The following is a 25,977-nucleotide window of genomic DNA, read 5'->3' as shown; positions in this document are numbered from 1 at the left end:
AAAGTTGACATTGTTTTTAATATCGTGTAAAGTATTATTTGTAAGGCAAACTAAATTTAAAGTGAGGTAATTATTTTGGAAAAAGATATTCGTGTAATCATTGCTAACGCTGGTGAACAGGAAATTCATTTAGTTGAGAAGTTTGAACATTCTTTAGAACATTTACAGGCTGTTGTAGGTGGCTACATAGAGGCTATCAGGGTTAATGATTCTATAACCATATGGATAAATGAAGAAGGTAAATTGATCGAGGGTATGAAACCTAATTTTTATTTAATTGATACAAATAATAAGCCTGTAGATATTGTTTTAGGTGACATTATAATAACTGGTACTGACGAGGAAGGCGAAACCATTTCTTTAACTGATCAGGAAATAGAGGAAATTCAATCAAGGTTTATAACACGTAAACATTTTAGATTATGGAAATAATCTTAAAGGGTAAGTCTTAATGACTTGCCTTTTTTATTTGTTTAAAATAACTGTTGACTTACGATATATTGTAATTTATAATAGGTTTTGTGAGGTAAGGCATACTAACTTAAAGTGAGGTAATGTTAAATGTTTGGTAAATTGAATATGTATTTTTTTGGTCAAGAAAGAATTTGTTTATCTGATTTTTTATGGTTCTATGGTATCTTATTCTTTGTAACTGTAATTACTCTAGTCGCTGTTATTCCAGCACAAATACAATTATTAAATAACTAGTTGACAATCTAATCTGTATGATTTATGATAGTATTTGTAAGGCAAACTAAATTAACTTAAAGGACGGTAATTTAAAATGACTAAAAAAGAAATGCTTTTCAAGTTTGGTAAAAAGGTTTCAATGCTACAATGGCAAATTCAATTCTCAAAAGAATCTATTAAAGAAGGTAAACAGTTTGATGATGTTTTAAGAATCGAGTTTGAAGAACAACAGATCAAAAACTTTTCACAAAAAATCTTTGGTATCGTTGAATTTGCTAGTGACTTTAATATAAAACATGATGATGTTTTTATGTTAGCTAATAACCTTTCTTATGAGTTCTCATATCAAGATATAGAAAACATGACAGTTAACCCATACGAGAAAAAGAGATCAGCTTAAACGCTGGTCTTTTTTTATACTTTAATACTGGTACTGAAATTAAATTTAAAATTAGTGTTGACAGATCAAAAGTCTATGAGTTATGATAGGTTTATCAAATAAATGAAACGAGGTTTTCAACCATGAATAATGAACTAACTAAATTTAAACGCTACTGTGAGTTATTAGAAATAACGTACAGCATGAAAAGAAAGGCAACTGGTGACGAACTTGCTGAACTAGGAAAATTAAGCTATGACTTAAAATTAACTGGTGTGCCTGACGTTATAGCTGAAATGAATTTTTACAGACTTGAAAAAGAATTAGAAAAGGCTGGTCAATAATATGTTAAATGATCTAAAGGAATTTTTTAAGGCTTGCAAGAAACCAGTAATTAAAACTTATAAAGTGATCTTTTATATAGTAGGTATCGTAACAATAATAAATCTTTTTTAAAAAGTGTTGACAATCAAAACTGTAAGGTTTATGATAGTAATTGTAAGAGACAAACAAACAAACTAAATTAAAAGGTGGAAATTAAAATGACTAAAAAAGAAATGGCTTTAACACTTGCGAAACAATATATCGAGATCGAATCTAATATGTATGATATGAATGAACAGCGTGATCTTGAAAAAGAAAAATATGGTCGTGATTCAAGTGAGTATGACTGGTCAAAAAATCAGGTAAGAAAGTTAAGATCAAATATGCAAACAATACTAGATAGTAAAACATTGTTAGGAATTTCTAATAAAATATGGTCTGACGCTACATGGACTGCATATGTAGAAAGATCAGAAAAAGAAAAGGCACTGGCTTAAAAGCTGGTGTTTTTTTTATGTCCTTATATAGAAGGAAAAAATAATTTAAAAAAAGTTATCAAAAGTGTTTGACATATGATTGAACATGGTTTAATATTAGGTTATCGAGTTAAGGCAACTTAAACTAAACTAACTTAAAGGGTGGTAATTTACATGGCAACTAATACACAACTAATCGAAGAAGCGTTAACCTATTATAATGATTTTGAATATGACGGTGAAAATCTTAAAACTTTTAACGAGTGGGCAAAGGTGGGAATGATAGTAAAGAAAGGTGAAACGGCTTTTCTAAAATTAGATTTATGGAAACCATTCACTAAAAAGCTGGTTGACGAAAAGACAGGCGAAAAGATCATTGACGAAAAGACAGGCAAGCAAAAAGAAGAAACTAGATTCATGTTAAAAAGTTCAGCACTATTTACACCTGATCAAGTAGAAAAAGGAGAACTTAAAAAGAAAGCACCAGCGAAAAAGAAAAAGAATACTTTTACACAAGTAAAGTCAGCCTAAACGCTGGCTTTTTTGTTTGTCCTTTTATAATCCCGTTTTAAGGGACTTTAAATATTGTTAGTCACCTACATATAGGACTAATAGAAAGAACCCTTAAAACAGCCTTTAAACGCTTATAATCACATATGATAGTGACTATTAAAGTTAGTACTAATAACAGTATTAAAATTAAATTCAATAATAGTATTGACAATCAATAGTCTAGGGTTTATGATAGTAACAGATCAAAGAAACGAGGTAATCAGAAAATGACTAGTAGGGAACAGCAAGCGTTTAGACGCTGTAATCAAAAATTAGATATGTTTAAAAAAATGGTTCGAGTGTCTTTTCGTTTGGCTGACGTGCTGGACGTGATCAAAATTATCTTCTAAAAAAGAAATTCAAAAAAGTGTTTGACAATCAAAAGTGTACATGATATGATAGTATTTGTAAGGTAAGGCAAGGCAAACTAAACTAACTTAAAAGGTGGAAAAACAAAATGACAAACTTAACTTTAAACTACTTAAATCTTCACAGCTACAAAATGGGATCTTTAGAACTACCAGCAAGCGAAACTGAAATTAACGAGTTTTGGGAAAACTTAAATCCAAACGGTTCACATGACGTTGAATTACAATGGGTTGAAAGTGATCTTTCTAGTGATCTTGATAAACTTTCATTCTCTGAACTAGTAGCACTTTCAGAAATGGACGAGGACGACAGCGAAACGCTTGTAAATATCTATGAGGCTGTAAGCTATTGGGACGAGGCTTTAAACATCTTTGAACAAGGCGAATACACAATTTACACTGACTGTCAAGAAATGTCTGACGTGGCTTATAGCTGGATACATGAACACATTGGAAGTATTGAGGACGCTGTAAGTAATGTTACTTACTATATAGACGCTGAACAGATCAAAAGAGATTTAGAAATTGATGGATATTTTGAGGAAATCGGAATGGACGACGACGAACACGAAAAAGATTGTATGATTGAAAGCATGATCGAGGAAGGAATTTTTACAGCTGAAAACTACTTTGACTATCACGCTTTTGGTAGGGATATGGAAATTGAAGGTAACTTTACTTACTTAGGACAACAAACATACATTCAAATATGGGCTTAATAGAAAGGGACTAGAAATAGTCCTTTTTTTGTTGTTTAAAAAACTTTTCGTTTACCTGTTGACAATCAAAAGTCTAGGGGTTATGATAGTAACAGATCAACAAACAAACTAAATTTAAAAGGTGGACGACAAAATGAAAAAGACAATCACAGGATTAAAAGAAGAAATTAAGGCTTACGTTGAGGCTAACAGAGAGGACTTACAAACGAACTTTCTTACTAAGGTAACTATCCAGTTTAAAGAGGAACTAACAATACTATACAAACAGCGTACACACTATGATAAAGTGGTTGCTTATATCACTGAATTAAAACACTCACAAAAATAATCAATCAAAAGGGGTTGACTTTTGATAGTCAGCCCTGTAATATAATAAGAGTAAGGCAAGGCAAACTAACTTAACTTAAAGGGGACTAACACAATGACAAACTTAACAACTATTAAAGGACGTACAATCGAAGCTGGACAGAAAGTAAAGGTATATTTCAACCTTCATAAAATGGTTTTCTCAGTACAGGACGCTAAAACAGGTTTAGTAATAGGACATACACCAGTGATCAACTTAGAAGGCTGTGAATTTAAAGTTTCTGAGGCTGGTCGTCAAAGAGTATTAAGAGAAAAGAAAAAGAACGTACACGCTTTTGTAACTGGCTATTATGTAAATGATCAGGCTGGACAGGAAGAACAGAAAGCAAACTATAACCCATACAAGTATAAGACGTTCGTTGACTTGCAAGAACAGGCTTTACAGAAAGCGAAAAGCGTTACTTGTATCAATAAACAAATTAAATATACAGCGTAAGGCAAGGCAAGTTAAGTTAACCTAAGGGACTAGAGATAGTCCTTTTTTTAATGTCCTTGTGTTAATGTCCTTTAAAGAGGTATTAACGTTTTTAGTAAGGTTAATCCCTAAATTGTTACCTTTGAAGGAATCCAGTCATATCAAGGCTTACAGCTATTGTCATAAATTGTATTGCTATTATCCCTGTAAAAATGCCACCATTCACATACATATAACTAAGAAAGCCTAACAGTAATATAAACTTATATAAACTTATTAAGGTTGCCTCACTTAATCCTATTTAGTATACTGTAATAGACAGCAAACAAACTAATTATAAGTGAGGTAATAGTAAATGAATTATCATAATGTATCAGTAAGATTAACCGAAACAGATTATAAACAGTTATTAGAAATACATGACAAGTATAATAGAATGAGTTATGGAAAAGTATCATTAGCTGATGTATTAAGACTAGGGGTAAAAGAGTTACATATAAAAGAGTTTATGCAAGTTGAAGAAACAGAAACTAATAGTAATATAGAACAAGTAATAGAACCTATTTTAGAAGAACCTGAACAGCCTTTAGAACAGCCTGAAATAGAAAGTAATACTAAGACACCTGAACAGCCTAAACAAGCAACTAGAGGACGTAAAACAGGAACTAAATAATAGACGGATTTTCCTTACTGGTTTAATTACTGGTAAGGACTTTTTTTATGCCTTTTTTTATGTCCTGAATTGATCAAAAAGTGCTTCGCTGCTTTGTACTGAATAGAGAACACTTCCAACGAACAACGCTGTGAGACAAGTTTTTTTATGACTACATGCACAAGGGACTTTTTTTACTGTGAACTATTGCCATGACTGAAAAAAGAGGTATTTTAAAAGTGGGCTTTTTTGTGCTTTTACTGCTTGTTTGCCTCTTTTATACGCTGGTCGCTGAAACTTTTTTTATGCACAATAAAGGACGGTCTATAATAGCACCCCTTAAAATAAAGCCCCTCACAGCACAGCCCCTATAAAGCCCCTATAAGCCACTATAGCACAGCACCCCTATAAACACCCTACTATAGCACCTATCACAGCACAGCACCCACCTAGAACGCCTCACAGCACAGCACACTAGAATAAGGTAAGGCACAGCACAGCACCACTACAGCACAGCCCACCACATACAGCACCACACACCAGCACACCACACACACACCAACCAATCACAAGTGAACACAACTGATCGACAGCACCAGCACCACGCCACGCAAGGCACGAACGCCAATCAATAGTGACAATCAAAAGAAGAAAAGGAATGAAGCACTTCACCACACTAAAGCATTAACGTATTAACGTATTAACGCATTAACGCTGTGACGCTGTACCACGTTACCCCACCATAGGGGGGCTGGGGGGTCTGTATACCCCTCGTCTGCTGTATGAAAAATAAATATACCATTTTTGAAAACTATTGATACCAGCTATTACCAGTAAGGCAAGGGTGGTTAAGGAAACTCACTTTCTCCTATTGTACTGGACGGTTAAAAATTTTTCCACCAGTTTTTCAAAACCTTTTTGTCCTATACGACACGACACCAGTTAGTACCTAAGTGGAGGTGCTAACAATGGAATTGAGTGTAATTGAAGTAAACAAAAAAGGTCGTAAAGGGTATAAGGATTCGGAAGGTAATATCTATATGGAGTGTTCTAAGTGTTCCGAAATAAAGAAGGCTAATGAGTTCAGCAAATCTAAGAAAGTGTTCATGGGTTTATATCCTCAATGCAAAGAATGTCATGATGTAGATAAACAAAAATATCGAGAAGAAAATAAGCAATACTTTAGGGAATACTCTTTTAATTACTATCGTGAAAATCAAGAGGAACTAAAGGAAAAATCACGAGAATGGTCAAAGGGCTATCGTGAAAAGAATAGAGAAGTACTACTGAAAAAGCATAGAGTGTGGCAACAGGCTAATAGAGATAAGATAGCCATACAAGACCAGCGTAGACGTGCTAGAAAGAACTCACTTCCAGCTACATTAACAATGGAAGAAGGGCTGTCTTTAGGTAACGAATGTGTACTAACTGGTTCTACTAGCATTAACTTAGACCACGTTATTCCTCTATATACTGGATATGGAGGCACTATTTACGAAAACATGATTCCCCTTGACGCTAAGTTAAATTCCTCTAAAAACAATAAGAATGTGTTTGAGTGGGCAATAGCCAATCACCAGCGTTTAAATTTTACCTTAGATCGTTTCTATGAGGTTATGACCGAGGTTGCTGATCGTAACAATATGACATTAGGAGAATATCGAGAATACGTTTATTGGTGTTTCGAGAATAAGAGAGAACTAGCCACTGTGTAAAACGGTGGTTATTTTTTTTTGTCCTAAAATCGTCCCTACCAGTTAGTACCTAAGTGTAACACAACAACTTAGGAGGTAATTGGAAATGGACGTAAAGACTTTTAGAGACAACTTATTTCAAATGAATACACGTAGATTCGGTAAGGTAATGGAAATGGTAGTTAAGAACCTTACTAATACTAAATTTAGTGACAATATCCACCATGACTTAAATACTGGTACTAATAATGGTACTGATATTGCTACTAGAGTTGAAGTTAAATTTAGTCGTGTAGAGAAAACTCATAACCGTACTATTGAGGACTTTAACGTACTTTCAGTTATTGAAAGTGAAGGGCTGTCAGTACGTTTGTTTCCGTTTGGAGAATGGCAATATAACGACTTTGACTGTAATATCCAACAGATTAAGAGAGATCAGTTTGACGTTCTGTTTTACGGTATGTTGTTTGCTGATAGAGTAGTAGTGTTTATGGCTACACCTGATCAGATCGGTGACAATATGAAGTACAGCAATAAACAGCATAAAGGTAATGAGGGTGAAGGTCAGTTTCATATTAAGCCTAAGACACTTCAATACCACTTAGATAACCACCATTTTGTGACGCTTTCCTATGCTGATCTTATTAAGGTGCTGACAAGATGAAACTAGTAAACGTGGCTGATAAGTATTCATTAGATTGGGCTGAGGTTACTTTACGTATTGTCGAGGATTCTTCTTTCAGGATTCTATTAGGGGTTCTAAAAGATGGCAACGTAATAGTTATAAACGTGGAGGAAGTACAATGACTAGAGAACAAAAGGTACGATTCATAATAGATTCAATGTATCACTTAGAGGATTATATTGCTTCACCTGACGAATGTGATCTATGGACGGACGAGGAAGTAGATAAAGAATATGAATGGTATGAATACCTTTGGACTAAATAAACTTAACTTACCTCACCTTTTTACAGGGTGGGGTTTTTTCTTTGTCCTAAAATTGCCTTACCTCGTTAGTACCTAAATAGGGGAAGAAAATTCCTACTAGTATTTAGGGGTGTTGTAAGTGAGAGGGCATAGAAGAATCAAAGTAACAGAGGACAATGGGCATATTGAGGAAACAGATTTATACCTACCTAACATTAAGAGTATTGTAGGTTTCCTTAATGGTACATGGGACTTCACTATGTATGATGAATGTTTTGACGGTAAATCAAAGTTAGGTGACGTTGACGCTAGTATTGAGTTGTTCGGTCACACTATGAACATTGAGTTTAAGAGAGAACGGACAGCACTTACTACTGGTCAGATCGTCAAGGCTATTCGTCAGGCTAAACATTCTAACATTACCACGTTCTTTGTTTTCGGTGACACTAATAGACCAGTCGAGTACCTAAGGTTTTCACCTAACAAGTTAGAAGGTACTGGATTCCATAAATGTGACACTATGATTCTATCTAAGGCATTTAAACAGTGGAACGATTACGCTAAGGCAAATGATCTTACTGATCGACAAGACGTTGATTGGGTAATAGCTAAACGGTATATGAACGCTGTAGGTGGTGGCAAAAAGTGAGTGTAATAGAGATTGAACAGAAACTATTCGGTGGGGCTACTTCATTTACTACTGAGGAAGTGGTCTTTCTTCTTAACGTTATTAGAATACTAAGAGGGTTGGAGGGGAAAGAGTAATGAGAGGAATAACGTTCTTTCAATTTATCGTAAAGGATTATGAGGAAGAAGGCTTATATACTGCTATGTTACAAGAGGACGAGTTTGGTACGTTTTGGTCAGTCTTTTATTATGAGGAAGAAGAATTAGTAGAACTAGATTTTGAACTTAGTGATGTACAAGAATTTATTATGAGTGATCATTGGAAAATTGAAGTATTCGCATAAAACATATAATAGGAGGAATTGGAATGTATATTGTATTTGACTTTGAAACTACTGGATTGGATTATAAAACTGAACAGGTGATTGAAATTGCTGGTGCTAAATTGGACGAGAACCTTAACCCTATTGGCACTTACAATACAATGGTAGCACTTAATGAAGGACGTACTTTACCACAATTTATTCGTCAGTTAACTGGTATTAGTGCTGAGGACTTGAAAGACGGTAAGCCTGAGGACGTTGCTATGCAAGAATTAAAAGAGTTTATTGGTGACGATATTGTAATAGCACAATTCGCTTCATTTGATCTTAGCTATCTATCAAAGGTGTTACTACCTGAACGTTTCATTTGTACTCGTTCAATGGCTAGAATGTTACGTCCTACTGAGTATGCTAGTCTAAAGAACCTTATTAAGATTTACGGTATTGATAACCTTGACCCACATAGGGCTTATGCTGACGTTGAGGCTACTATTGAAGTATTCAAGGCACAAAAGAAAGAGTGTGACGAACAGGGTATCGAGTATATGAATGTTCTTATTGATAGTAATGAACGTCCATTAAGTTACGTACCTGACAATGCAATAGTTAAATATATGGAAGTTTAGGACGTGGGGGTTTTCCTCACGTTCTTTTTTTATGCCTTCAAACCTGTATATTACCTAGTTCTAGCACCCTTATTTATTAGACCTATGTTGGGTTCTAATTCATGGAGGTGGGACAATGGCTATAAAGGGCAAGGTAAAGGGCAAGACATATGATCAGTGGAAAAGTCGTCAGGAAGAAATAGAGACTTTCCTAAATGTCGTAAAAAAGAGTGCTAAGGAAGGCAAAGAAATTAAACGTGAAGTACTAGAACGTTCAATAGCCTTGAAAGAAGAAGGTAAACAGATCGAACGTATTTTACGGTGCTGGACTTCAACACTAGACTTTATGTATGAGTATTTCAGTGATGATAGAAACCCTGAGAATGAGAACAACCTTATCCCTGAGGGTATTGATATAACGGACGCACCTCACTTTCATCAAGAACTAACCAGTTACCTTAATGACTTCTTAGAGAACCCTACTAATCGTATCGCATGGTCTGTTCCTCGTGGACACGCTAAGTCAACTTATCTTAGTAATATGTATCCATTATTTAACATTGTGTACTCACTAAGACAGTTTATAGTAATCGTTTCGGAAACTCAGGACGGTGCTAAGTTATTCGCTGACTATGTTAACAATCAGTTAAAGCACAATGCCAAACTGAGAAATGACTTCGGTGAACTAATGGACGAGAACGGTAGAGGTAACTTAAAGGATAACGCTGAGAAATTCGTCACTAAGAATAACATAATGGTAGCTATTGGTTCTACACAGAAACAATTACGAGGCATGAAATATTTGAACGCAAGACCTGACCTCATAATTCTTGATGATTTAGAAAGTGAAAAGAACACAAATACAATTGAGTTAAGGCAAAAGAACTTAACGTGGTATACAAAAGTTATAAATCCTTTAGGTGACCCACAACGGACTGCATTTATTTACATGGGTACATTAGTAAATCCTCATGGACTTTTACCGTATGTAATGCAAAGGGCTGACTTTAAAGCTAAGAGATATTCGGCTATAGTGTCGCCACCTGATCGAGTTGACCTGTGGGAAGAATACGAACGTATGTATAGAGACGTTGATAATCCTGATCGTAAGGACGAGGCTGAGGATTACTATTTCATGAATCAAGAGGAAATGGATAAGGGACAGGAAGTACTTTGGCAAACACGTTTACCTTATTACAAACTTATTCAAGAAAAGGTAAATGTTGGGACAAGGGCATTTAACTCAGAGTACCTTAACTTACCTTACTCAGACGAGGACGCTATTTTCAAACAAGAAATGATGACGTTCTATGACGACAAGGATTTATATGACGAACATAACCGTCTCATTCCTATGGATTTATATGGATTTTGGGACATTGCTATTACAGGTAAAGGGGATTACAACGCAATAATTACCCTTGGACGTGATAGACGGACTGGTGTTTTCTATGTATTAGACGCTTACGCTGGTAAGGTCAATATGCACGAGGCACTAAAGATATGTGAGAACAAGGTACTTGAATACGAACATCATACTTTTGGTGTCGAGACAATTCAAGCACAGTGGTCAATGTTCCAGCAACTTAAAATTAACTTGTCAAAGAAATCGTATTTCAAGACAAGGCTGAAACAGTATAACCCACGTACTAAAAAGGAAATCAGAATCGAGGCAATAGAACCACTTGTCGAGGCTGGTATGATTCGATTTAAACGTCAACATAGACTATTGATCGAACAGCTAGAGTTATTCGGTCAGGGTGCTGAACATGACGATTTACCTGACGCTTTAGCAAGTTGTGTTGAATTAGCTGGTAATCATAGAAAGAGAATGTTTACGAATAAACCTAAAGGCTGGTAAGGTAACTTACTGGTCTTTTCTTTATATCAAAAGGGGGTACAAGAATGGACTTGAAAGATATATTTTACAAGGGTGAATACTTTCCATTACCTGACCATGAAGAACGTATCGAGAGATATATTCGTAATGACAAGTTAGTTAAAGGTAATCATGCTGACGTGTTTAAAGATACAGTCAAAAAGAATGAGTTCTTTATAAACGCTAACTTTGCTGGATTGATAGCTAGAAAATCGAGTGATTTTTTATTCGGTGAAGTACCTGTAGTTTCCAGTGGTAAAGAGAATGATTCAAAGGAACAACTTTCTTTAGATCGTATTACTGCTACTAACAAAATGAACACACTGAACTATCAACAGGCTTTAACTAGTGCTGTTATGGGTGAGTGTTTCTATAAGATTCGTTTTGGTCAGGAATATGGTGGGGCATTTCCAATAAGCTATGACCCTAAGCGTGTTCTAGTTGAGGCACTAGACCCTAAGAAAGTTTATCCTCAGACTTCACCATTCGATAAGTCTAAGATCGTTGTTTACCATGTGGCTGAGGCTGTTAAGGTTGACGGTTCTTATGACGATTGGACATTGTATGTTGAAAGTCATTACGCTGGTAAGATCGTTTACCGTCAGTTTGATCTAAAGGTTTTCCGTACTGATCGTTTTGGTACTGTTGAGTTATTCAAGATTGGTGATGAATTAGCTGAGGGCTATGAGGAACAATTAACTGGTGTTCCTGTACCATTGGTTGTTCATATAGCAAACTACAATGATGGACTTGACTGGAAAGGTCAAGACGATATTAGCGAACATTTAGCATTGTTTGACGAGATCAATAACCGTTTATCTCAAATCGGTTCTATATTAGACAAACACGCTGACCCAGCTTTAGCTGTTCCTACTGGATTGCTACAAGATGATGGTGAGGGGAATGTGCATTTTCAGGTTGCACTTAACAAGGTATTTGAGGTTATGGGTAAAGAGGACATTATACCTCAGTATATTACCAATGCTAACCCACAATTAGAACAGGCATTTAGAGAACTTGAAATGTTACTAGAGTTCTTACTTTCTACCACTGAAATTCCGGCTGTTGTTATCGGTCTTAAAGATTCAGGGACAAGTGGAAACTCAGGTCTTTCTATTAAATGGAGAATGAATAGTTTACTAGCTAAGATCAATCGTAAGCGTCAATTCTTTGATGATGGACTAAAACGAGTTTACATGATTGCCCAAATGTTAGAACAGTACGCTGACCCTTCTATTGAAAAGCATGAGATCATTGTACCTCAAATTAAGTTCAATGACGGATTACCTCAGGACGATACAGAAATCGCTAACCGTATGGCTATTCGTACTAACGGTTCACAAACTCTTTCTCGTAAGACTGCTTTAATGGTTATGGACGGATTGAGTGAGGAACAGGCTGAGGCTGAAATCAAACGTATTGAGGACGAGGCTGAACAGGCTATGATTGCTGACCCTTCTATATTCAATGTGGACGGTGTTAAAACTGGTGCTGAACCTAAAGAAGAAAAGAAAGAAAAGGAAGGTGACGAATAATGGCATTATCTGATATTCAGAAAAAATGTGCAATGATTCAAGTCGAACACCCTGAGATTACTCAACAGCAATTAGCTGACGAGTTAGGGATTCACAGAAATACTATCGGTAACTGGAATAGAAACAAAGAGTATATCGAGTATAAAAATGACTTAGCTATGGACGTTCATAAATCGTTCCTTGCTGAAACGTTAAAGGTGTTACGTTCTAAAACACTTGACCCTAACGTTCGTGGACATTCTCGTTATCTTGAAATGGCATTGAAAACTTACGGTGTCCTTACTGAAAAGCAAGAACAGACTATTACCGTTAAGGAAGAAAAGTCAGAGAAAGACTTGTTAGCTGAATTACTAGACGAGTAGAAAGAGGTGAGGTAGTGTGAATGAGTTTGAACAAGTACCTGAAACGTATGAGGCTGAGAATGAGGAATTTAACGAGTTGTACGTTTTAGCGTGGCTACTGATTATTCAGGCATTGATGAAATTAGTTCAACTACCTCAGAACCTTACTACTACTCAGTTTCTTCAATTAGAAAGACAAGTTAATACTGAAATCAGGGCTGTATTCACTAACCTTGAAAGACAGGCTGTGAATATGGCTACTGATCAAGTTACTGAGGCTTACGTTGAAGGTGTCGCTTATACTCGTACTGCTATGACACAAGAAAGTAAGTTAGTCGAGGTTAGGGGTACTGATCTTAATGATAGTCACAAAAGACGACTACAGGAAATGATTGATCAAACACAAGCTGATCTATTGAAGGCTACTGGTAATACCCATAAAAACGTCAAGGCACTTGTACGTAAAGTTGTTTCTAAGGAAATGGCTACTATGGGACGTGGGGGACAAATCGGTAAAAAGTCTAATATGGCTAAACGTATTGAACAGCAACTAAGACAGCAATTCCTTGATAACGGTATTGAGGACGCTGACGTTGCAATAATTGATCGTGCTAATAGAAAGTGGAAACTCAAAACTTACTCGTCTATGGTCGCACGTACTAAAATGAATGACGCTTATATTAGTGCTATTCGTGAGGAAAGTTTACAAGATGGACACGACTTAGCTATTATCTCAACTAAGCCTGACACGCATGATGAGTGCTTACACTATGAGGGAATGATCATTTCACTTAATGGGTTGACTAGTGGATTCCTTACTTATGAGGAAATCAAGAAATCTAAGAAATGCTTTCATCCTAACTGTGGACATTTTGTTAGGGCTGTCGGTGGAATGGATTGGATACCAGCTAATTTAAAGAAAATACATGAGAAACAAATGAGGCTTTATAGGCAAACTTCAAACTAATTCGCTTGTATAGTCAACTAATTTACGATATATAAAACTTTTTTTAAGTTTTCCCTGTAAAAGTAGGGGTGTTTGTAGACACGTATATTAGACAGGTTAAATGCCTGTTAAATTCTATCGTGGCGTTGCACGTTAAAATCGAAATAGAAGGAGAGAGATATATGTTCGTAAAGAAATTGTTTCCAATGTTTAATGCTGATCTAGGTTCAGGTGGAGGTTCAACACCACCAGCACAAGACCCACCAGCAACAGACCCACCAGCACAAGACCCACCAAAAGATACTATGATTCCTAAAACACGTTTTGATGAAGTCAATAACAAGTTAAAGGAAATGGCTGACAAGGTGGCTGAGTTTGAGAAGGCACAAGCTGACGCAAAGGCTTTAGCTGATCAAAAAGAACTTGACGCTAAAAAGGAACAAGGTAAATTCGAGGAATTGTATCTTAATACTCAAAAGGAATTAGATACTTATAAACAATATGAATCTCGTACTAAAGAATTAGAAGGCACTATCTTAAAGATGGTTGAAACTAAATTAGAATCAGTTCCTAAGGAAATGCACGACTTAGTTCCTACTAACCTGACTGCTGAGGGTACATTGGACTGGTTGAACAAAGCTGAGGCTAAAGGCATTTTTGGAAAGCCTGAGGTTAAAGAGATCGGCAAACCTTCAAACAAATCTAATGAATCACCTAAGGTAGACAAGTCAAATATGTCTGCATTAGATAAAATCCTTTCAGGTTTAGGTAAGTAAGTTAACTTGCCTTAGGGCAATAAAAAATAATCTATTTTATATCAAGGGGGAAAAGTATAATGGCATTAACATTAGTGGACGCACAAGTAATCTCTAAAGACGTTCTACAAGCTGGTATTATCGAAACTATTGTACGTGAATCTAGCGTACTTCAAGTATTGCCTTTCCAAACTATCGAGGGTAACGCTTATTCTTATAACGTGGAGTTAGCACTTCCTACTGTAGCGTTTCGTGCTGTAAACGAAGCATACACAGCTAACGAGGCACAATTCCAAACTCGTTCTGAAAACCTAGTAATCTTAGGTGGAGACGTTGAGTTAGACCGTTTCATCATCCAAACATTGTCAAATGTAAATGATCAAATGGCTGTTCAAATCGCTGAAAAAGCTAAGGCAATTGCTAACACATTCTCTAAGACTTTCTTCAAAGGTAACAAAGCGACTAACCTTAAAGAGTTTGATGGTCTTGACGTTCGTATTGCTGGTACTGAACAAGAACTTGACGCTACTATGGCTGTCGGTACTACTGACAAAGCTGAACAAGATCGTATCATGTTAGACCAACTTAATGAACTATTAGATATGGTTCGTGGTGGGGCTGACGTAATCTTCCTTAACAAACGTTCACGTAGACGTATTCTTGCAATCTTGCAAAACTCTAATCACTATGTAGAACAAGGGAAAGACGCTTTTGGAAATCCTATTCAAATGTATGCTGGTGTTCCTTTACTAGCTGTTGAAAACGAAATCCTTCCTGACACTGATCTTTACGCTGTGAAGTTTGGTGCTTACACTCACGTTACTGGTTTAACTAACGGTGGCGTTCAAGTAAGACGTTTAGGTGAAACTTCTGCTAAGGCTGTTGAAATTACTCGTATTGAGTTCTTCTGTGGTATGGCACAATTCAATCCTTATTCTTCTGCTAGAATGATGAACTTTGGTGTAGTAGCAACTGCATAATAGTAAGTTAACTTAATATAGTTTAACACAAGGGGGTTGGGGTGTAAATACCCTGACCCCTTTTTATTTATGTAAATATAAGGAGAGTGAATATAAATCATGGCTAATTACGTCAATATAGAATTGGATACTACAGCACCTAGTACCCCTACCATTCAGATTAACGGTACTGCAACATATACAAGTTCTGACTTAGTAACTTTAACTACTAACGTAGCTGACGGTACAGCTTTCCAAATGAAAATTTGGGGGAATGTAGACGAGGCAAACAGTGCTAACATTAAAGCTACTGAGGGAACTTCACAATGGTTCACTTTCAATTCTTCTCAGCAAGTTAAGTTATCCCCTACTGAGGGTGTTAAAACTCTTTACGTTAAAGTACGTGATGATGTTTACAACGAAACTGGACAAGCAAGTGACACTATTACTTTGGATACTTCTATCCCTGTTGTAACTGTTGTTTCTGACGGTATCAATAAAATCTCTAAGATCAGTGGTAAGAACGTTGCTACATTCAGCTTTAGTGTTGATTCTGACTTTGTTGAGTACAAGGTTAAAGTCGTTACTTCAATCGGTGCTGGTGAATCTACTGGTGTACTTTTAGGTACTGCTAATGGTTCTACTGGTGTAACTGGAACTGGTTCTTGGACTAATGTTTCTTCACTTGATGTTCAAGTTAACGGTACTGACTTACAAGTAGCTTCGGCTGGTGACGCTGTTAAGATTATCAAAGTGTTCGTTAAAGACGCTAGTGGAAAATGGTCTGCATAATAAACTAAGGTGCTACATGGTTAATAGCTGTGTAGCATTTATTTTTTAGGAGGGATAGGCATTGACAAGTTATTTAATGCTAACACTTGACACAACTTCCCCTGACGTTGAAATTATCATGCCTAGCTATACGACACAACAGGCGACAACACAAGTCAAAGTGGTTGCTAATGAAGAACTGATAATCAACCATGAAGTCTATATTATGGACAGTTTTAATACTCGTCATGACATTACACTAGTGCATAACGGTAATGAGTTTGAAGGACTTCTTTCCTTTGAAGGTTATCCACTTGGAATAGCTACACTATATGCAAGGGTAACAGATACGGTAGGAAATCAATCGGACTTAGTTTCAAAGGCAATTAGAGTAATGAAATCTGACTTTCTTAAAATTGCTATTGATCATATGCCTTTTGGTAACGTCAAGATGAAATCTGAGGGGGTTGAGTAATGATTGATTATATTTATCTCACAGGTTCAACAGTAAGACTAAGTGCAACTTTTACTGATATTGAAGGGGCTAACAAAGACCCTGACTTAGTGAAGGTAGTTATATATGATTACAAGTTTATTAAACTAGAGGAATTTGTGCTAGGTGTACCAAACAGAATGGGCTTAGGTGAGTACGTGTTTGACTATACAGCACCTATGGCTGAAAAGAAAATTTACTTTGAGTTCTATGGTGAGATTGACGGTAACCCTGTTTTAGATCGTGATTCATTCACCACTAAATTCTTTGACAGATAAGGAGGGGTAAGCATTGGAAATTATGAAACCTACTTCAATAAAAACTTCTACACACTACCAAACACCCCTTGACGTAACCTATGTTCAAGATGATTTTACTGCACTTGATAGTAACAAGCTATATGTCGTAGCTAGTCCTACTTCTTCACCAATTGTTGAGTTTGAGTTCGGTACACCTATCGGTAACTTGACAGGAACACAAACAGTTAAAGTAGCGTTTAGTGACCCTAACGGTGCTGGTGCAAAAATCAAAGTTTATGACGGTGGCGTTTTAAAATTTACTTCCACTTCTAAATACGGTGGGGTTGTAACAGTTACCTTTGAATCTAGTGTACTAGCTGACTTAACTGGTGCTGGTGTCTCTATAGCTGTTGTAGGTGATTATTGGGGTAACGTTAACACAATGAAAGATGTGGGGGCTATCCAATGGGAGGCTAACACTGATTACGTTGCACCTAAACCACCTGAGGAAGTTCCTGAGGGTGCTTTACCTTTAGCAACTTTACAAGCTAACGCTTTAGACTTCACTTCCGTAACCTTTGAGACAATCCTACCTTTCCCTGACAACTATGGACGAACTGGGGGTAACTGGGATAATGCTTATATTTCTCATGGTGCTATTCAGTATAACTTACGCTGGGGAACGTTACAGCCTATATGGAAACACTTATATGAACAGTATCCTAGTGTAGTTGAAAATGCTATTCCTAATGCTACTGATCGTAACGAATGGGTAAGTATGATCTATAAGACTATGGGTACTAGTGGTAACGTTGACGTTGAGGCGTGGGCTAATAGAATTACAGACTGGACAGAACCTTCACCTGATGGGCATGACGTAATAGAACCTTGGAAAACGTATTTCCATACTTTAGGTACTTCACCTGAATCTATTGCAAAACAAAGACTAGAGGCGAAACGTTACCATGACAATGCTGTACTATGGTTTGGTGAGTTCGGTTTATGGACAAGACGTGGCTATGCTGTAATGTTTGAAATCTCCACTCAAAAAGGTGGAATATCTCAGGCTGTTAAAGATCGTGTGGCTAGTGAAATGGCTTCATTTGATACTACTGGACTGTACTCATGGGAAATAGAACGTGAAAAGCTAAGAATGATCATTAACGCTAGTACTGACATTGACGTTGTTGAATCTGTTAAAGCTAGTTATCGTGCAAGGAAGTTATCGGTAATTGATGGGGGGTTTGCTTACGGTGACCCTAATAACCCTGTTCTTCCTGACAACTTTGACTTGACGTGGGACTTAGCTATGGACGATTCCATTAGAACAACTATTTACGTGGCTAAGGCTGGTGATACTTACAGTTCACTTGCAAGTTATTACGGTGTCACTGTTGCTAAAATGCAATCACTTAACCCTATGAACGCTACAATAGCTACTGGTGAGGCAATTAACGTACCTTACGAGATTTATAGTGAACCTGTTTATCCTTTGGTAACTATACTTAGTGTAAGTAAAACTAAGATAAGTGACGAACCTTCAATGAACTTAACTGACATTACTTTTACTTTTGATGTTGATGTATCTGAGTACACAGTAAATGTCAACGGAACTTCTTACGCTACTGGCATTGTCTTAGAATCAGGTGGGGGTAAATCTGTTGGTACAATGGCTGGTGAGACTGTTGCTGACGTTGCCTTACTAACTGTACAGCAAATTTCTATTATCGTTGCTGGTATGGAAATTGTAGCTGAAATAGATTGGACTGATCTTTCAAGTGGTAACAATCGAGTTAACATATACGGTAAAGGTTCAACAGGTGACTGGACTGGATATAACCAACAATAAAGGAGGAATAATTAGATGGCAACTTTAACAACTAATCATTCATTGAAAAAACCTGTAGACGCTGACAACGCTGATTTAAAAGTGTATGTCGGTGAGAACATGGACTTAATTGATTCTGCTTTAGCTACTAAGGTAACTAAGGACGGAACAGGAAAAGTAGCAAGTGCTGACTTACCTACTGCTGGTAGCCTTGTTAAAGGGGCTGTTCAAGTAGGTAACGGACTAGGAATGTCAGGTAACTATATCTTAGTTAAAGTCGATAAAGGTTTAGAAATTGACCCAACTACTTATGGTGTTAAAGTTAAAGTTGGTACTGGTCTTGGTTTTGACGCTACTACTGGTGCTTTAATTACTACTGGTGAAGGTGGAGGTACTTACACTTTACAACCAGCAACAGATAGTACTTTGGGTGGTATTAAAGTTGGTACTGGTCTTAGTATTACTACTGACGGTGTTTTATCGGCTGACGGTGGTGGTGGAGGTTCAAGTGCTGTAACTTCAATGTTTAGTGCTACCTCAGCTACTTCACAAGCTATTAGTGCTGGTGGGGTTATTAAGTTAATCTTTGGTACAGAACAGCAAGATTTAGCTGGTGAATATGACCCTACTACTGGACGGTTTACTGCTAGTACTGCTGGAACATATGTATTCTCAGGCTGTATGAGGGTTGGTAACACAACGTCAGCACAGTTTTTCCTAGCGTTCTATAAAAATGGTGTTGCTGATTCTCGTGTACAGCAATTCCAAAACGGTTCAGGTTCTACACCAGCACAAGCACATGGTAACTCAATCATGAAACTAAACGCTGGTGATTATATCGAGGTATACGGTTATTGTTCTGTGGCTACTTCAACAGTAGGTAGAGAGGCATTATCCTTTGATACAACATTCTTTAGAGGCGTGAAAATAGGAGACTAGGAGGTAATTAAATGAATATTGCACAAGCTATCATGACTTTATACACTGACGCTATTCCAATGGAAAACTTTGTTGTTCGTGATGATTCTGACGGTAGAGGTCAGTATATTGATGAATGGCATTTACCTTACCCACAACCTACTACTATTGAGTTAGAACAGTCATGGTTTAAGTTCTTAAAGGACGCTAAGTTAAGTGAATTGAAAGTAGAGTGTGAAAAGGCAATTCTCAATGGGTTCACTAGCCCTAATGGAAACTCTTATCAATTCGATTACAAAGATCAAGATAACCTTACTCAACAAATGTTATTCCTGATCAGTGACCCTTCAATTACAACTATTCAATGGAAAACAAAAGAAGGTGTTAAGTCTCACACTAGAGACGAGTTCTTAGCTGTATGTAAGGACGCTGACGGATTCAAGCGTACTCAATTCGGTAAGTTTTGGGCTTTAGAGAATAAGGTAACACTTGCACTTTCTGAGGAAGAAATTAACGCTATTACATGGTAAGGGGTGTAGTTATGAAACAAGTTGAATTACATGTACCAAACAAGGCATACGAGGGTTTTCAAGGTGACGTTAGATTTAGTAAGGGTGTTGCTGTACTGGACGAGAAGAAAGCTAAGAGGTTAGCTGACGAGTTCGGTTATGAGATCGTTGAGATTAAAGTTGATACTAAGGTTGATACTAAAGTTGATACTGAGGTTAAACCTGAACCTAAGAAACGTACTAGAAAATCACCTAAGGCTGGTGAATAACAATGACTGACGTGACTATCATTGACAATTATATTAAAGAAAACATGTTCTACACTGAAAAGTGGGACGAGGTTTATATGGAAAAGAAACAAGTGGTAGTTAATAACGCTGAGGCAATTCTTTATAGAGAGTTGTCTCACCACTTCAAAGCTGAAACTGAGGGTAAAGAAATCCCTATTGATGTTTTGGCTGAACAATGTTTACACGTACTAGAACGTGATGATTCACATAGACGTGCTGAAATGGGTGTTTCTTACTTTATGGCTAGTGGACTTTACTTGTCGTTCGATAAGAACTTTAAGGATTGGACAATAGCACCTACTATTCTTAAACGTTATCCACGTAGACGTACAGGACGTTACACTGTCGATAAGACTGATACTTTTAGGAGGTAGTTTAGATGATTCCTATGAATCAGAAAGTCAAAATTATTTTCGCTGGAAAACAAAATGATGAATGGGGGATACCTGTAAAATCCCCTAAGTTCTCAACCTATAAAGTAAGGCTGGATTTTAACGCTGACGCTAGGTTATACCAGTTTAGTGACGGAAAAGAATATGTCTTTTCTGCAACTATCTATTTTAAAGGTGCTGTTCCTATCTCTTATAACGACTTCATAGAGTACGATTCAGGTATTAACGGAATTGTACAAGCTAACCCTAAAATCATTTTCCCTATTGTTGATCTATCAGGTAAGGTAACTTACACTAAGGTGACAATCTAATGAGTAAGGTTAGGATAAGGGGACTTAGACAGGGTAAGAAGTTCATTCATAACACTGTTCGTCAAACTTCAATAGAGACTATGAAAGTAGCTATGAAGGACTTGGAACGTGTAGCTAGTGAGACAACACCATATGATGAAGGTGACTTAGAAATGGGTGGTTTTCATGATGTGGACAAAGACGGTGCTAAGATCATAGGTTGGGTTGGTTTCGAGGCATTTAACGACAATCCTAACAGATCGTATGACTTCAACTATGCTATATGGATTCATGAAGAAACCTATAACTTAGGCGAAAAGTCAAAACAGAAATCAGGTGGAAGTGGGCTTAGTGGTGCTACTTATGCTGTAGGTAACAAATACCTAACACGTCCACATGAAGGTGAAGCACCTCATTACCGAAAACTTATTGAACAAGAAATTAAAAAAGCATTGAAGGGGTGAGTAAATGGTATCAACTATTGAGATTGTAAGGTTCTTACGAACTGAGTTTCCTGAACTAAATATCTTTCCTACTGAGTACCCACTTAACTCACCTGTCAATTCTAACATAGTAGAGTTACAAGCTAACACTGAGGCTAAGGCTGGTGTGTTCCCTATGATAGTTCAAATCAAAGTTAGGGATGAACACCCTAGTAAAGCTGAGGCTACTAGTTTCGTATTTAGAAATCTATTAGAAAATAAAACTAACTTTAATATAGGTAGCGTACAGGTGATTATGGTTAAGTCTCAAAACCCTATTCCTTTGGCTATGGGTAAGGACATTAACGGTAAGTATCTGTATAGCAATAACTTTAGATTTATGATAAACGAGGGGGAATAACAAATGGCTGGAGAAAAATTAGCTGGCGTTGACGTAATAGTTAAAACTGGTACACCTGCAACTGCTGTCGGTGGACAATCAGGGGCTACACTAAATAGAACACTTAACCTTATCGAAACTACTGATAAAACAAGTGGTGGCTGGGTAACTAAGGTCGGTGGAACAAAAGAATGGTCTGTAGAAATGGAAGCATTTATGATCGTTGGAGATTCAGCGTTCACAGCTTTAAATACTGCATGGGCTAATCGTGAAGAAGTTGACGTAGAAATGGCTATCGGTTCTATTCTATTCAAAGGTAAAGCACTAATCAGTGACTTCCCTATTGAAGCACCACTTGACGACGCTGTAACTTTCAGTATCACATTAGAAGGCACAGGGGCTTTAACTGAATCTGCTGTAATCTAATTAACTTAACTCAATTTAGCTTAACACACTTTAATCACACTTTCAAGGGGGAAATTTAATCATGGCTAATGTACAACGTGGCGAGGCAAAAATCGTATTGGATAAAGAAAGAACTATCAAGTTTAACCTTAATACTCTAATCGAGGTTGAGGACAAGCTAGGACATTCTTTAGCTGAATTAGGAGATAAAATTACTATTCGTGCTATGAGAACAATGTTAACTGCTGGTCTTAAACATGAGGACGCTGAGTTAACTGAGGAATATGTTGGTTCACTTATCACTATGGATAACATGAAAGAGGTTCAAGAGGCTTTAGGTAAGGCAATGGGTGGTAACGCAAAAAACTAAATTGGGAGGAAGTGAAACAGTGGGGGTATGGGTTACTAAACCTAAAACCTGACGAACTGTTTTCACTTACCCTTCCTGAATTGTTTGATATGGTTAACGCTAAAACCGTACAACAGTATGTTGATAGTGATAAAGAATATGAACGTACTGCATGGTTCACTAGTTTACTTATGTCAGCTAGTGGTAACTATGGCAAAAAGGGTATTGACCCTAAGAAGTTATACAAAAGACAATATGACGATATGGGTAGACCACTTAATACTGTTGATATTAGAGGCGTGTTTAACCCTATTGATAAAGAGACTAAAGAAAACAAGCTGAATGAGTTATTTGCAAAATTTAATAAGTAGGGAAAGGGGTAACTAAAGTTCATAATCTGACTTTGGTTATCCTTTTTTCTTGTATAAGGGGTGGTGAATGAATGGCAACATTAGCTGATATTCTCGTAACGTTAACGTTGGATACGAGTGAATTTAATAGACAGTTACAACAGGTATCACGAGACATTCAGAACATGGGTGGAGACGTTACCAACACTATGACACAAACTGCTAACACCGTTCAGAATAGTGCTAACCAAATGGCAAACAACTTGAATAGGGTATCTGATAGTTCACGTCACTTAGCACGTACTTTAGGTACGGATATGGCAAGTCAGTTAAGGGTTCTACAGTCAGCTACTAGAGAGTTTGAGGAATTTGGAAGTGCTGGTCGTAGGGTAGGGCATGAGATTCGTGAAGAATTTTCAGCATTACCTAGACACTTACAATTGTACGCACAAAGGTTACGTGAGGCTGGACAATCCACTCAGGGGCTTGCACGACTAAATGAAATGTACGGTACTCGTATGGTTGAATCTATGAGACGTGCTAATGATTATATGCAACAAAGAACACTTCAATCCACTAGACTTATTCGTAATATGAATGAAACACCTTTAGGTGGATTATCGGCAAACTTCTTACGTCTAGGTGAGAGAATGGAGAGAACAGCACGTCAAGGTAGCGTACTTAACTTAGCTATACAGCGTGTCGGTGATCAAAATAACCTCAGGGCTTTACGTGATGAAATGAGGTACATTCAACAGGGTATCGGACGTGCTAGAGGTGCTTTCTTAGTATTCGGTATTGCTACTGCATTATCTGTAGTGGGCTTAATCAAAATGTCTAACGCTATTGATGGTCGGTTAATACCAGCCTTTGACGGTTTAAAGAAAGCGTGGACTGGTGCATTAGACCCATTTGTACGTGCCTTTACTACATTCGTTGTGTGGTTAATGAAAGGTGCTACTGCTGTAGGTAATATTATGAAGGCTTTTGCTGAGGCACACCCACAACTATCACAAATGCTTTGGGGTATCCTACTATTGACACTGGCACTAGGAACACTCTTAGCACCATTGGCTGTCGGTATAGGGCTTACAGGGGGACTTGCGGCGAGTTTCGGTGCATTGTGGACTATGATAGCACCATTTGTATTAGGTTTCCTTACTGTTGCTGGTTTCGCTTTAATCTTAGCTACTGCAATTATTGTATTGGTTGCCTCTGTCAATAACTTACTGAAACACTCTGAGGCTTTCAGAAACGCATGGTCTACTGTATGGGAGGGTGTTAAGACTGCATTTGTTGACGCTTTTGTTAAGCCTGTATCTGAGGCGTGGGGAAGGTTGAAAACATCATTCAGTAACCTTATCGCTACTGTAACTGGTGGGGCTGGAACAATGGGTAACTTGTGGAAATGGTTAGGAGATCATTTAGCTGTAATCGTAACTGGTATTGCTAACGTGGTTCTACCTATTCTTAAAGGTGCTTTCAGTATTCTAGGTACTATTGTAGTTACTGTCATTGACGGTATCATTATGGCACTTAACTGGTTAGCTGAAATGTGGAAACAACATGGTACTCAGATCATGGGTGTTATGACTATTATTTGGTCTGTGATTAAAACAGCGTTCGGTGCTATTGCTGGATTCATTATGGAAAAAATGCCTCAAATTAAGGCAATCATTAGCGACACTTTTAACGCTGTTATGGCTGTAATCGACTTTGTAATGAAGTACATTATGCCTATAGTGGTAGGTGCTTTTAAGATTATATGGTCAGTGATCAGTTTCCTAATGCCTACTATCCTATCTATCATTGTAGGAACTTGGAATAACATTAAATCTGTAATCACGTCAGCTATCAATATAGTACAAAACGTAATTCAATTATTCTCAAATATCCTAAAAGGTAACTGGAAAGGTGCATGGGAAAACGTTAAGGCTATTCTTAAAAATGCTGTGATCTTAGTTTGGAACTTAATTCAGCTTTACTTCTTAGGTAAGTTACTTGCACCACTAAGAGGGTTCGCTAAGGCTGGTATGGGACTTGTAAGAGGTGCTTGGAATGGTATCAAGGCTATTATTACTGGTGTCCTAACAGGGATACGTAGTTTCATAGTTAACATTTGGAACGCTATTAGGTCGTCTCTAAGTGGTTCATTCACAGGTATCAAAAACCTAGCTGTATCAACTTTCAACGGATTGAAGTCTGCTATCAAGGGCATTTTCAACGCTGTGAAGTCTACTGCTACTTCCGTATGGAATGGTATCAAGAACGCTATCACAAATCCTATCGAAAAAGCTAAGTCTATTGTACTGGGAATTATCAAGACTATCGTTAAGGCGTTTGCTGGTATGAAAATCTCTATTCCTAAAATCAAGTTACCTAAGGTTAGTGTCTCCACTGGTTCTGCCTTTGGTGGTAAAGTTAAATATCCTAAGTTTTCTGTAAACTGGAACGCTAAGGGTGGTGTCTTTAACGGTGCTTCAATCTTAGGTGGTGGTCAGGGCGTTGGAGAGGCTGGTGCTGAGGCTGTAATGCCTATCCAGCATAAGAGGTACATGAAACCATTTGCGAGTGCCGTAGCCTCACATTTAGCGTCTCAGGCTGGTGGTGATTCTCGTGTTAAATCCTCAGGTGGAGATAAGTACGAAATTATCTTTAATGAACCTGTGATCATTCGTGAGGACGCTGACATTCAACGTATTGTAGACGAGTTAGAAAAACGTAAACGTATTGCTGAACGTGCAAAAGGTGTATTTAGCTATTAAGCTAGTACGCCTTTTTTTATTT

At 37.2% G+C, this 25,977-nt stretch carries 37 protein-coding genes; all 37 read left to right on the top strand.

The features are described 5' to 3' along the window. Positions 1 to 75: 75 nt before the first annotated feature. The 37 genes from QFZ31_RS32710 to QFZ31_RS32530 all read left to right on the top strand — a co-directional run bounded on the left by QFZ31_RS32710 (position 76) and on the right by QFZ31_RS32530 (position 25,955). A complete protein-coding gene (locus QFZ31_RS32710) occupies positions 76 to 432 on the top strand; it encodes a DUF3846 domain-containing protein (protein WP_307312206.1) in 357 nt (118 codons plus the stop codon). Positions 433 to 784: 352 nt separating this feature from the next. Continuing rightward, the gene (locus QFZ31_RS32705; RefSeq protein ID WP_307312204.1) at positions 785 to 1,090 is read left to right on the top strand and encodes a hypothetical protein; all 306 of its coding nucleotides are present in this window, start codon (positions 785 to 787) and stop codon (positions 1,088 to 1,090) included. A 122-nt stretch (positions 1,091 to 1,212) separates the two neighbouring features. Beyond that, on the top strand, positions 1,213 to 1,413 hold the full coding sequence (locus QFZ31_RS32700; RefSeq protein ID WP_307312202.1) for a hypothetical protein: 201 nt from the start codon (positions 1,213 to 1,215) through the stop codon (positions 1,411 to 1,413). 198 nt (positions 1,414 to 1,611) lie between these two features. Next, a complete protein-coding gene (locus tag QFZ31_RS32695; RefSeq protein WP_307312200.1) occupies positions 1,612 to 1,890 on the top strand; it encodes a hypothetical protein in 279 nt (92 codons plus the stop codon). Between the two features lie 153 nt (positions 1,891 to 2,043). Then, the gene (locus QFZ31_RS32690) at positions 2,044 to 2,400 is read left to right on the top strand and encodes an ArdC-like ssDNA-binding domain-containing protein (RefSeq protein ID WP_307312198.1); all 357 of its coding nucleotides are present in this window, start codon (positions 2,044 to 2,046) and stop codon (positions 2,398 to 2,400) included. Positions 2,401 to 2,878: 478 nt separating this feature from the next. Continuing rightward, positions 2,879 to 3,508, top strand: a complete 630-nt coding sequence (locus QFZ31_RS32685; RefSeq protein WP_307312194.1) for an antirestriction protein ArdA — start codon at positions 2,879 to 2,881, stop codon at positions 3,506 to 3,508. 133 nt (positions 3,509 to 3,641) lie between these two features. Further along, the gene (locus QFZ31_RS32680; RefSeq protein ID WP_307312191.1) at positions 3,642 to 3,836 is read left to right on the top strand and encodes a hypothetical protein; all 195 of its coding nucleotides are present in this window, start codon (positions 3,642 to 3,644) and stop codon (positions 3,834 to 3,836) included. Between the two features lie 93 nt (positions 3,837 to 3,929). After that, positions 3,930 to 4,310 (top strand): hypothetical protein, encoded by a 381-nt coding sequence (locus QFZ31_RS32675; protein ID WP_307312189.1) that lies wholly within the window; start codon positions 3,930 to 3,932, stop codon positions 4,308 to 4,310. A gap of 334 nt (positions 4,311 to 4,644) precedes the next feature. Further along, positions 4,645 to 4,962 carry a hypothetical protein gene (locus QFZ31_RS32670; protein ID WP_307312187.1) on the top strand — a complete coding sequence of 106 codons (318 nt, stop codon included), beginning with the start codon at positions 4,645 to 4,647 and terminating at the stop codon, positions 4,960 to 4,962. 947 nt (positions 4,963 to 5,909) lie between these two features. Beyond that, a complete protein-coding gene (locus QFZ31_RS32665) occupies positions 5,910 to 6,656 on the top strand; it encodes a hypothetical protein (RefSeq protein WP_307312185.1) in 747 nt (248 codons plus the stop codon). Between the two features lie 85 nt (positions 6,657 to 6,741). After that, the gene (locus QFZ31_RS32660) at positions 6,742 to 7,299 is read left to right on the top strand and encodes a hypothetical protein (protein WP_307312182.1); all 558 of its coding nucleotides are present in this window, start codon (positions 6,742 to 6,744) and stop codon (positions 7,297 to 7,299) included. Continuing rightward, positions 7,296 to 7,442, top strand: a complete 147-nt coding sequence (locus QFZ31_RS32655; RefSeq protein ID WP_307312179.1) for a hypothetical protein — start codon at positions 7,296 to 7,298, stop codon at positions 7,440 to 7,442. The genes QFZ31_RS32660 and QFZ31_RS32655 overlap by 4 nt, the downstream gene beginning before the upstream one ends. After that, complete coding sequence (locus tag QFZ31_RS32650) at positions 7,439 to 7,585, top strand: hypothetical protein (RefSeq protein WP_307312178.1); 147 nt, start codon at positions 7,439 to 7,441, stop codon at positions 7,583 to 7,585. Before QFZ31_RS32655 ends, QFZ31_RS32650 begins: the two co-directional genes overlap by 4 nt. Before the next feature lie 118 nt (positions 7,586 to 7,703). Further along, positions 7,704 to 8,213 carry a hypothetical protein gene (locus tag QFZ31_RS32645; protein ID WP_307312177.1) on the top strand — a complete coding sequence of 170 codons (510 nt, stop codon included), beginning with the start codon at positions 7,704 to 7,706 and terminating at the stop codon, positions 8,211 to 8,213. Between the two features lie 115 nt (positions 8,214 to 8,328). Further along, positions 8,329 to 8,535, top strand: a complete 207-nt coding sequence (locus QFZ31_RS32640; protein ID WP_307312174.1) for a hypothetical protein — start codon at positions 8,329 to 8,331, stop codon at positions 8,533 to 8,535. A 23-nt stretch (positions 8,536 to 8,558) separates the two neighbouring features. Further along, positions 8,559 to 9,140: a PolC-type DNA polymerase III gene (locus QFZ31_RS32635; RefSeq protein WP_307312172.1), complete on the top strand. Its 582-nt coding sequence runs from the start codon at positions 8,559 to 8,561 to the stop codon at positions 9,138 to 9,140. Between the two features lie 115 nt (positions 9,141 to 9,255). Further along, the gene (gene terL, locus QFZ31_RS32630; RefSeq protein ID WP_307312170.1) at positions 9,256 to 10,980 is read left to right on the top strand and encodes a phage terminase large subunit; all 1,725 of its coding nucleotides are present in this window, start codon (positions 9,256 to 9,258) and stop codon (positions 10,978 to 10,980) included. A 44-nt stretch (positions 10,981 to 11,024) separates the two neighbouring features. Continuing rightward, entirely contained in the window at positions 11,025 to 12,533 is a 1,509-nt protein-coding gene (locus QFZ31_RS32625) for a phage portal protein (RefSeq protein WP_307312167.1), read from the top strand. Then, complete coding sequence (locus tag QFZ31_RS32620) at positions 12,533 to 12,895, top strand: phBC6A51 family helix-turn-helix protein (protein WP_307312161.1); 363 nt, start codon at positions 12,533 to 12,535, stop codon at positions 12,893 to 12,895. Before QFZ31_RS32625 ends, QFZ31_RS32620 begins: the two co-directional genes overlap by 1 nt. Before the next feature lie 16 nt (positions 12,896 to 12,911). After that, on the top strand, positions 12,912 to 13,841 hold the full coding sequence (locus QFZ31_RS32615) for a phage minor capsid protein (RefSeq protein WP_307312159.1): 930 nt from the start codon (positions 12,912 to 12,914) through the stop codon (positions 13,839 to 13,841). A gap of 161 nt (positions 13,842 to 14,002) precedes the next feature. After that, positions 14,003 to 14,596 (top strand): hypothetical protein, encoded by a 594-nt coding sequence (locus QFZ31_RS32610; RefSeq protein WP_307312157.1) that lies wholly within the window; start codon positions 14,003 to 14,005, stop codon positions 14,594 to 14,596. Between the two features lie 59 nt (positions 14,597 to 14,655). Continuing rightward, positions 14,656 to 15,555, top strand: coding sequence for a major capsid protein (locus QFZ31_RS32605; protein WP_307312154.1), 900 nt, complete (start codon positions 14,656 to 14,658; stop codon positions 15,553 to 15,555). A gap of 99 nt (positions 15,556 to 15,654) precedes the next feature. Then, positions 15,655 to 16,326 (top strand): hypothetical protein, encoded by a 672-nt coding sequence (locus QFZ31_RS32600; protein WP_307312152.1) that lies wholly within the window; start codon positions 15,655 to 15,657, stop codon positions 16,324 to 16,326. A gap of 61 nt (positions 16,327 to 16,387) precedes the next feature. Beyond that, complete coding sequence (locus QFZ31_RS32595; protein WP_307312150.1) at positions 16,388 to 16,780, top strand: hypothetical protein; 393 nt, start codon at positions 16,388 to 16,390, stop codon at positions 16,778 to 16,780. Next, a complete protein-coding gene (locus tag QFZ31_RS32590; RefSeq protein ID WP_307312148.1) occupies positions 16,780 to 17,076 on the top strand; it encodes a hypothetical protein in 297 nt (98 codons plus the stop codon). The genes QFZ31_RS32595 and QFZ31_RS32590 overlap by 1 nt, the downstream gene beginning before the upstream one ends. Before the next feature lie 13 nt (positions 17,077 to 17,089). Further along, positions 17,090 to 18,886 carry a LysM peptidoglycan-binding domain-containing protein gene (locus tag QFZ31_RS32585; protein ID WP_307312146.1) on the top strand — a complete coding sequence of 599 codons (1,797 nt, stop codon included), beginning with the start codon at positions 17,090 to 17,092 and terminating at the stop codon, positions 18,884 to 18,886. Between the two features lie 15 nt (positions 18,887 to 18,901). Beyond that, positions 18,902 to 19,804, top strand: a complete 903-nt coding sequence (locus QFZ31_RS32580) for a C1q-like domain-containing protein (RefSeq protein WP_307312144.1) — start codon at positions 18,902 to 18,904, stop codon at positions 19,802 to 19,804. Between the two features lie 11 nt (positions 19,805 to 19,815). Beyond that, entirely contained in the window at positions 19,816 to 20,313 is a 498-nt protein-coding gene (locus QFZ31_RS32575; protein WP_307312140.1) for an XkdW family protein, read from the top strand. 11 nt (positions 20,314 to 20,324) lie between these two features. Then, positions 20,325 to 20,561: a hypothetical protein gene (locus tag QFZ31_RS32570; RefSeq protein WP_307312137.1), complete on the top strand. Its 237-nt coding sequence runs from the start codon at positions 20,325 to 20,327 to the stop codon at positions 20,559 to 20,561. Positions 20,562 to 20,563: 2 nt separating this feature from the next. Further along, entirely contained in the window at positions 20,564 to 20,956 is a 393-nt protein-coding gene (locus QFZ31_RS32565; protein WP_307312135.1) for a hypothetical protein, read from the top strand. Between the two features lie 5 nt (positions 20,957 to 20,961). Beyond that, entirely contained in the window at positions 20,962 to 21,285 is a 324-nt protein-coding gene (locus QFZ31_RS32560; RefSeq protein ID WP_307312132.1) for a hypothetical protein, read from the top strand. Beyond that, positions 21,285 to 21,728: a hypothetical protein gene (locus QFZ31_RS32555; protein ID WP_307312130.1), complete on the top strand. Its 444-nt coding sequence runs from the start codon at positions 21,285 to 21,287 to the stop codon at positions 21,726 to 21,728. The genes QFZ31_RS32560 and QFZ31_RS32555 overlap by 1 nt, the downstream gene beginning before the upstream one ends. 4 nt (positions 21,729 to 21,732) lie before the next feature. Then, on the top strand, positions 21,733 to 22,107 hold the full coding sequence (locus tag QFZ31_RS32550) for a minor capsid protein (RefSeq protein WP_307312127.1): 375 nt from the start codon (positions 21,733 to 21,735) through the stop codon (positions 22,105 to 22,107). Positions 22,108 to 22,110: 3 nt separating this feature from the next. Then, positions 22,111 to 22,512, top strand: a complete 402-nt coding sequence (locus QFZ31_RS32545; protein ID WP_307312123.1) for a phage tail tube protein — start codon at positions 22,111 to 22,113, stop codon at positions 22,510 to 22,512. Positions 22,513 to 22,573: 61 nt separating this feature from the next. Further along, positions 22,574 to 22,861 (top strand): hypothetical protein, encoded by a 288-nt coding sequence (locus tag QFZ31_RS32540; RefSeq protein WP_307312120.1) that lies wholly within the window; start codon positions 22,574 to 22,576, stop codon positions 22,859 to 22,861. Positions 22,862 to 22,872: 11 nt separating this feature from the next. Then, positions 22,873 to 23,211: a hypothetical protein gene (locus tag QFZ31_RS32535; RefSeq protein WP_307312117.1), complete on the top strand. Its 339-nt coding sequence runs from the start codon at positions 22,873 to 22,875 to the stop codon at positions 23,209 to 23,211. 71 nt (positions 23,212 to 23,282) lie between these two features. Next, on the top strand, positions 23,283 to 25,955 hold the full coding sequence (locus QFZ31_RS32530; protein ID WP_307312115.1) for a hypothetical protein: 2,673 nt from the start codon (positions 23,283 to 23,285) through the stop codon (positions 25,953 to 25,955). Positions 25,956 to 25,977 lie beyond the last annotated feature (22 nt).

This window comes from Neobacillus niacini (assembly GCF_030817595.1).
In the GTDB taxonomy this organism is placed as follows: Bacteria; Bacillota; Bacilli; order Bacillales; family Cytobacillaceae; genus Neobacillus; species Neobacillus niacini_G.
Note: the sequence above shows the minus strand (reverse complement) of the source record. Positions and strands in the feature narration are given on the sequence as shown.

Excerpts from the sequence above, each read along its gene's own strand:
- QFZ31_RS32670 (WP_307312187.1), top strand. The coding sequence starts at position 4,645 with ATGAATTATCATAATGTATCAGTAAGATTAACCGAAACAGATTATAAA.
- QFZ31_RS32545 (WP_307312123.1), top strand. The coding sequence starts at position 22,111 with ATGGCTGGAGAAAAATTAGCTGGCGTTGACGTAATAGTTAAAACTGGT.
- QFZ31_RS32610 (WP_307312157.1), top strand. The coding sequence starts at position 14,003 with ATGTTCGTAAAGAAATTGTTTCCAATGTTTAATGCTGATCTAGGTTCA.
- QFZ31_RS32555 (WP_307312130.1), top strand. The coding sequence starts at position 21,285 with ATGAGTAAGGTTAGGATAAGGGGACTTAGACAGGGTAAGAAGTTCATT.
- QFZ31_RS32705 (WP_307312204.1), top strand. The coding sequence starts at position 785 with ATGACTAAAAAAGAAATGCTTTTCAAGTTTGGTAAAAAGGTTTCAATG.
- QFZ31_RS32560 (WP_307312132.1), top strand. The coding sequence starts at position 20,962 with ATGATTCCTATGAATCAGAAAGTCAAAATTATTTTCGCTGGAAAACAA.
- QFZ31_RS32640 (WP_307312174.1), top strand. The coding sequence starts at position 8,329 with ATGAGAGGAATAACGTTCTTTCAATTTATCGTAAAGGATTATGAGGAA.
- QFZ31_RS32600 (WP_307312152.1), top strand. The coding sequence starts at position 15,655 with ATGGCTAATTACGTCAATATAGAATTGGATACTACAGCACCTAGTACC.
- QFZ31_RS32530 (WP_307312115.1), top strand. The coding sequence starts at position 23,283 with ATGGCAACATTAGCTGATATTCTCGTAACGTTAACGTTGGATACGAGT.
- QFZ31_RS32540 (WP_307312120.1), top strand. The coding sequence starts at position 22,574 with ATGGCTAATGTACAACGTGGCGAGGCAAAAATCGTATTGGATAAAGAA.
- QFZ31_RS32575 (WP_307312140.1), top strand. The coding sequence starts at position 19,816 with ATGAATATTGCACAAGCTATCATGACTTTATACACTGACGCTATTCCA.
- QFZ31_RS32570 (WP_307312137.1), top strand. The coding sequence starts at position 20,325 with ATGAAACAAGTTGAATTACATGTACCAAACAAGGCATACGAGGGTTTT.
- QFZ31_RS32675 (WP_307312189.1), top strand. The coding sequence starts at position 3,930 with ATGACAAACTTAACAACTATTAAAGGACGTACAATCGAAGCTGGACAG.
- QFZ31_RS32680 (WP_307312191.1), top strand. The coding sequence starts at position 3,642 with ATGAAAAAGACAATCACAGGATTAAAAGAAGAAATTAAGGCTTACGTT.
- QFZ31_RS32665 (WP_307312185.1), top strand. The coding sequence starts at position 5,910 with ATGGAATTGAGTGTAATTGAAGTAAACAAAAAAGGTCGTAAAGGGTAT.
- QFZ31_RS32605 (WP_307312154.1), top strand. The coding sequence starts at position 14,656 with ATGGCATTAACATTAGTGGACGCACAAGTAATCTCTAAAGACGTTCTA.
- QFZ31_RS32695 (WP_307312200.1), top strand. The coding sequence starts at position 1,612 with ATGACTAAAAAAGAAATGGCTTTAACACTTGCGAAACAATATATCGAG.
- QFZ31_RS32690 (WP_307312198.1), top strand. The coding sequence starts at position 2,044 with ATGGCAACTAATACACAACTAATCGAAGAAGCGTTAACCTATTATAAT.
- QFZ31_RS32590 (WP_307312148.1), top strand. The coding sequence starts at position 16,780 with ATGATTGATTATATTTATCTCACAGGTTCAACAGTAAGACTAAGTGCA.
- QFZ31_RS32580 (WP_307312144.1), top strand. The coding sequence starts at position 18,902 with ATGGCAACTTTAACAACTAATCATTCATTGAAAAAACCTGTAGACGCT.
- terL (WP_307312170.1), top strand. The coding sequence starts at position 9,256 with ATGGCTATAAAGGGCAAGGTAAAGGGCAAGACATATGATCAGTGGAAA.
- QFZ31_RS32685 (WP_307312194.1), top strand. The coding sequence starts at position 2,879 with ATGACAAACTTAACTTTAAACTACTTAAATCTTCACAGCTACAAAATG.
- QFZ31_RS32650 (WP_307312178.1), top strand. The coding sequence starts at position 7,439 with ATGACTAGAGAACAAAAGGTACGATTCATAATAGATTCAATGTATCAC.
- QFZ31_RS32655 (WP_307312179.1), top strand. The coding sequence starts at position 7,296 with ATGAAACTAGTAAACGTGGCTGATAAGTATTCATTAGATTGGGCTGAG.
- QFZ31_RS32660 (WP_307312182.1), top strand. The coding sequence starts at position 6,742 with ATGGACGTAAAGACTTTTAGAGACAACTTATTTCAAATGAATACACGT.
- QFZ31_RS32565 (WP_307312135.1), top strand. The coding sequence starts at position 20,564 with ATGACTGACGTGACTATCATTGACAATTATATTAAAGAAAACATGTTC.
- QFZ31_RS32635 (WP_307312172.1), top strand. The coding sequence starts at position 8,559 with ATGTATATTGTATTTGACTTTGAAACTACTGGATTGGATTATAAAACT.
- QFZ31_RS32700 (WP_307312202.1), top strand. The coding sequence starts at position 1,213 with ATGAATAATGAACTAACTAAATTTAAACGCTACTGTGAGTTATTAGAA.
- QFZ31_RS32550 (WP_307312127.1), top strand. The coding sequence starts at position 21,733 with ATGGTATCAACTATTGAGATTGTAAGGTTCTTACGAACTGAGTTTCCT.
- QFZ31_RS32625 (WP_307312167.1), top strand. The coding sequence starts at position 11,025 with ATGGACTTGAAAGATATATTTTACAAGGGTGAATACTTTCCATTACCT.
- QFZ31_RS32620 (WP_307312161.1), top strand. The coding sequence starts at position 12,533 with ATGGCATTATCTGATATTCAGAAAAAATGTGCAATGATTCAAGTCGAA.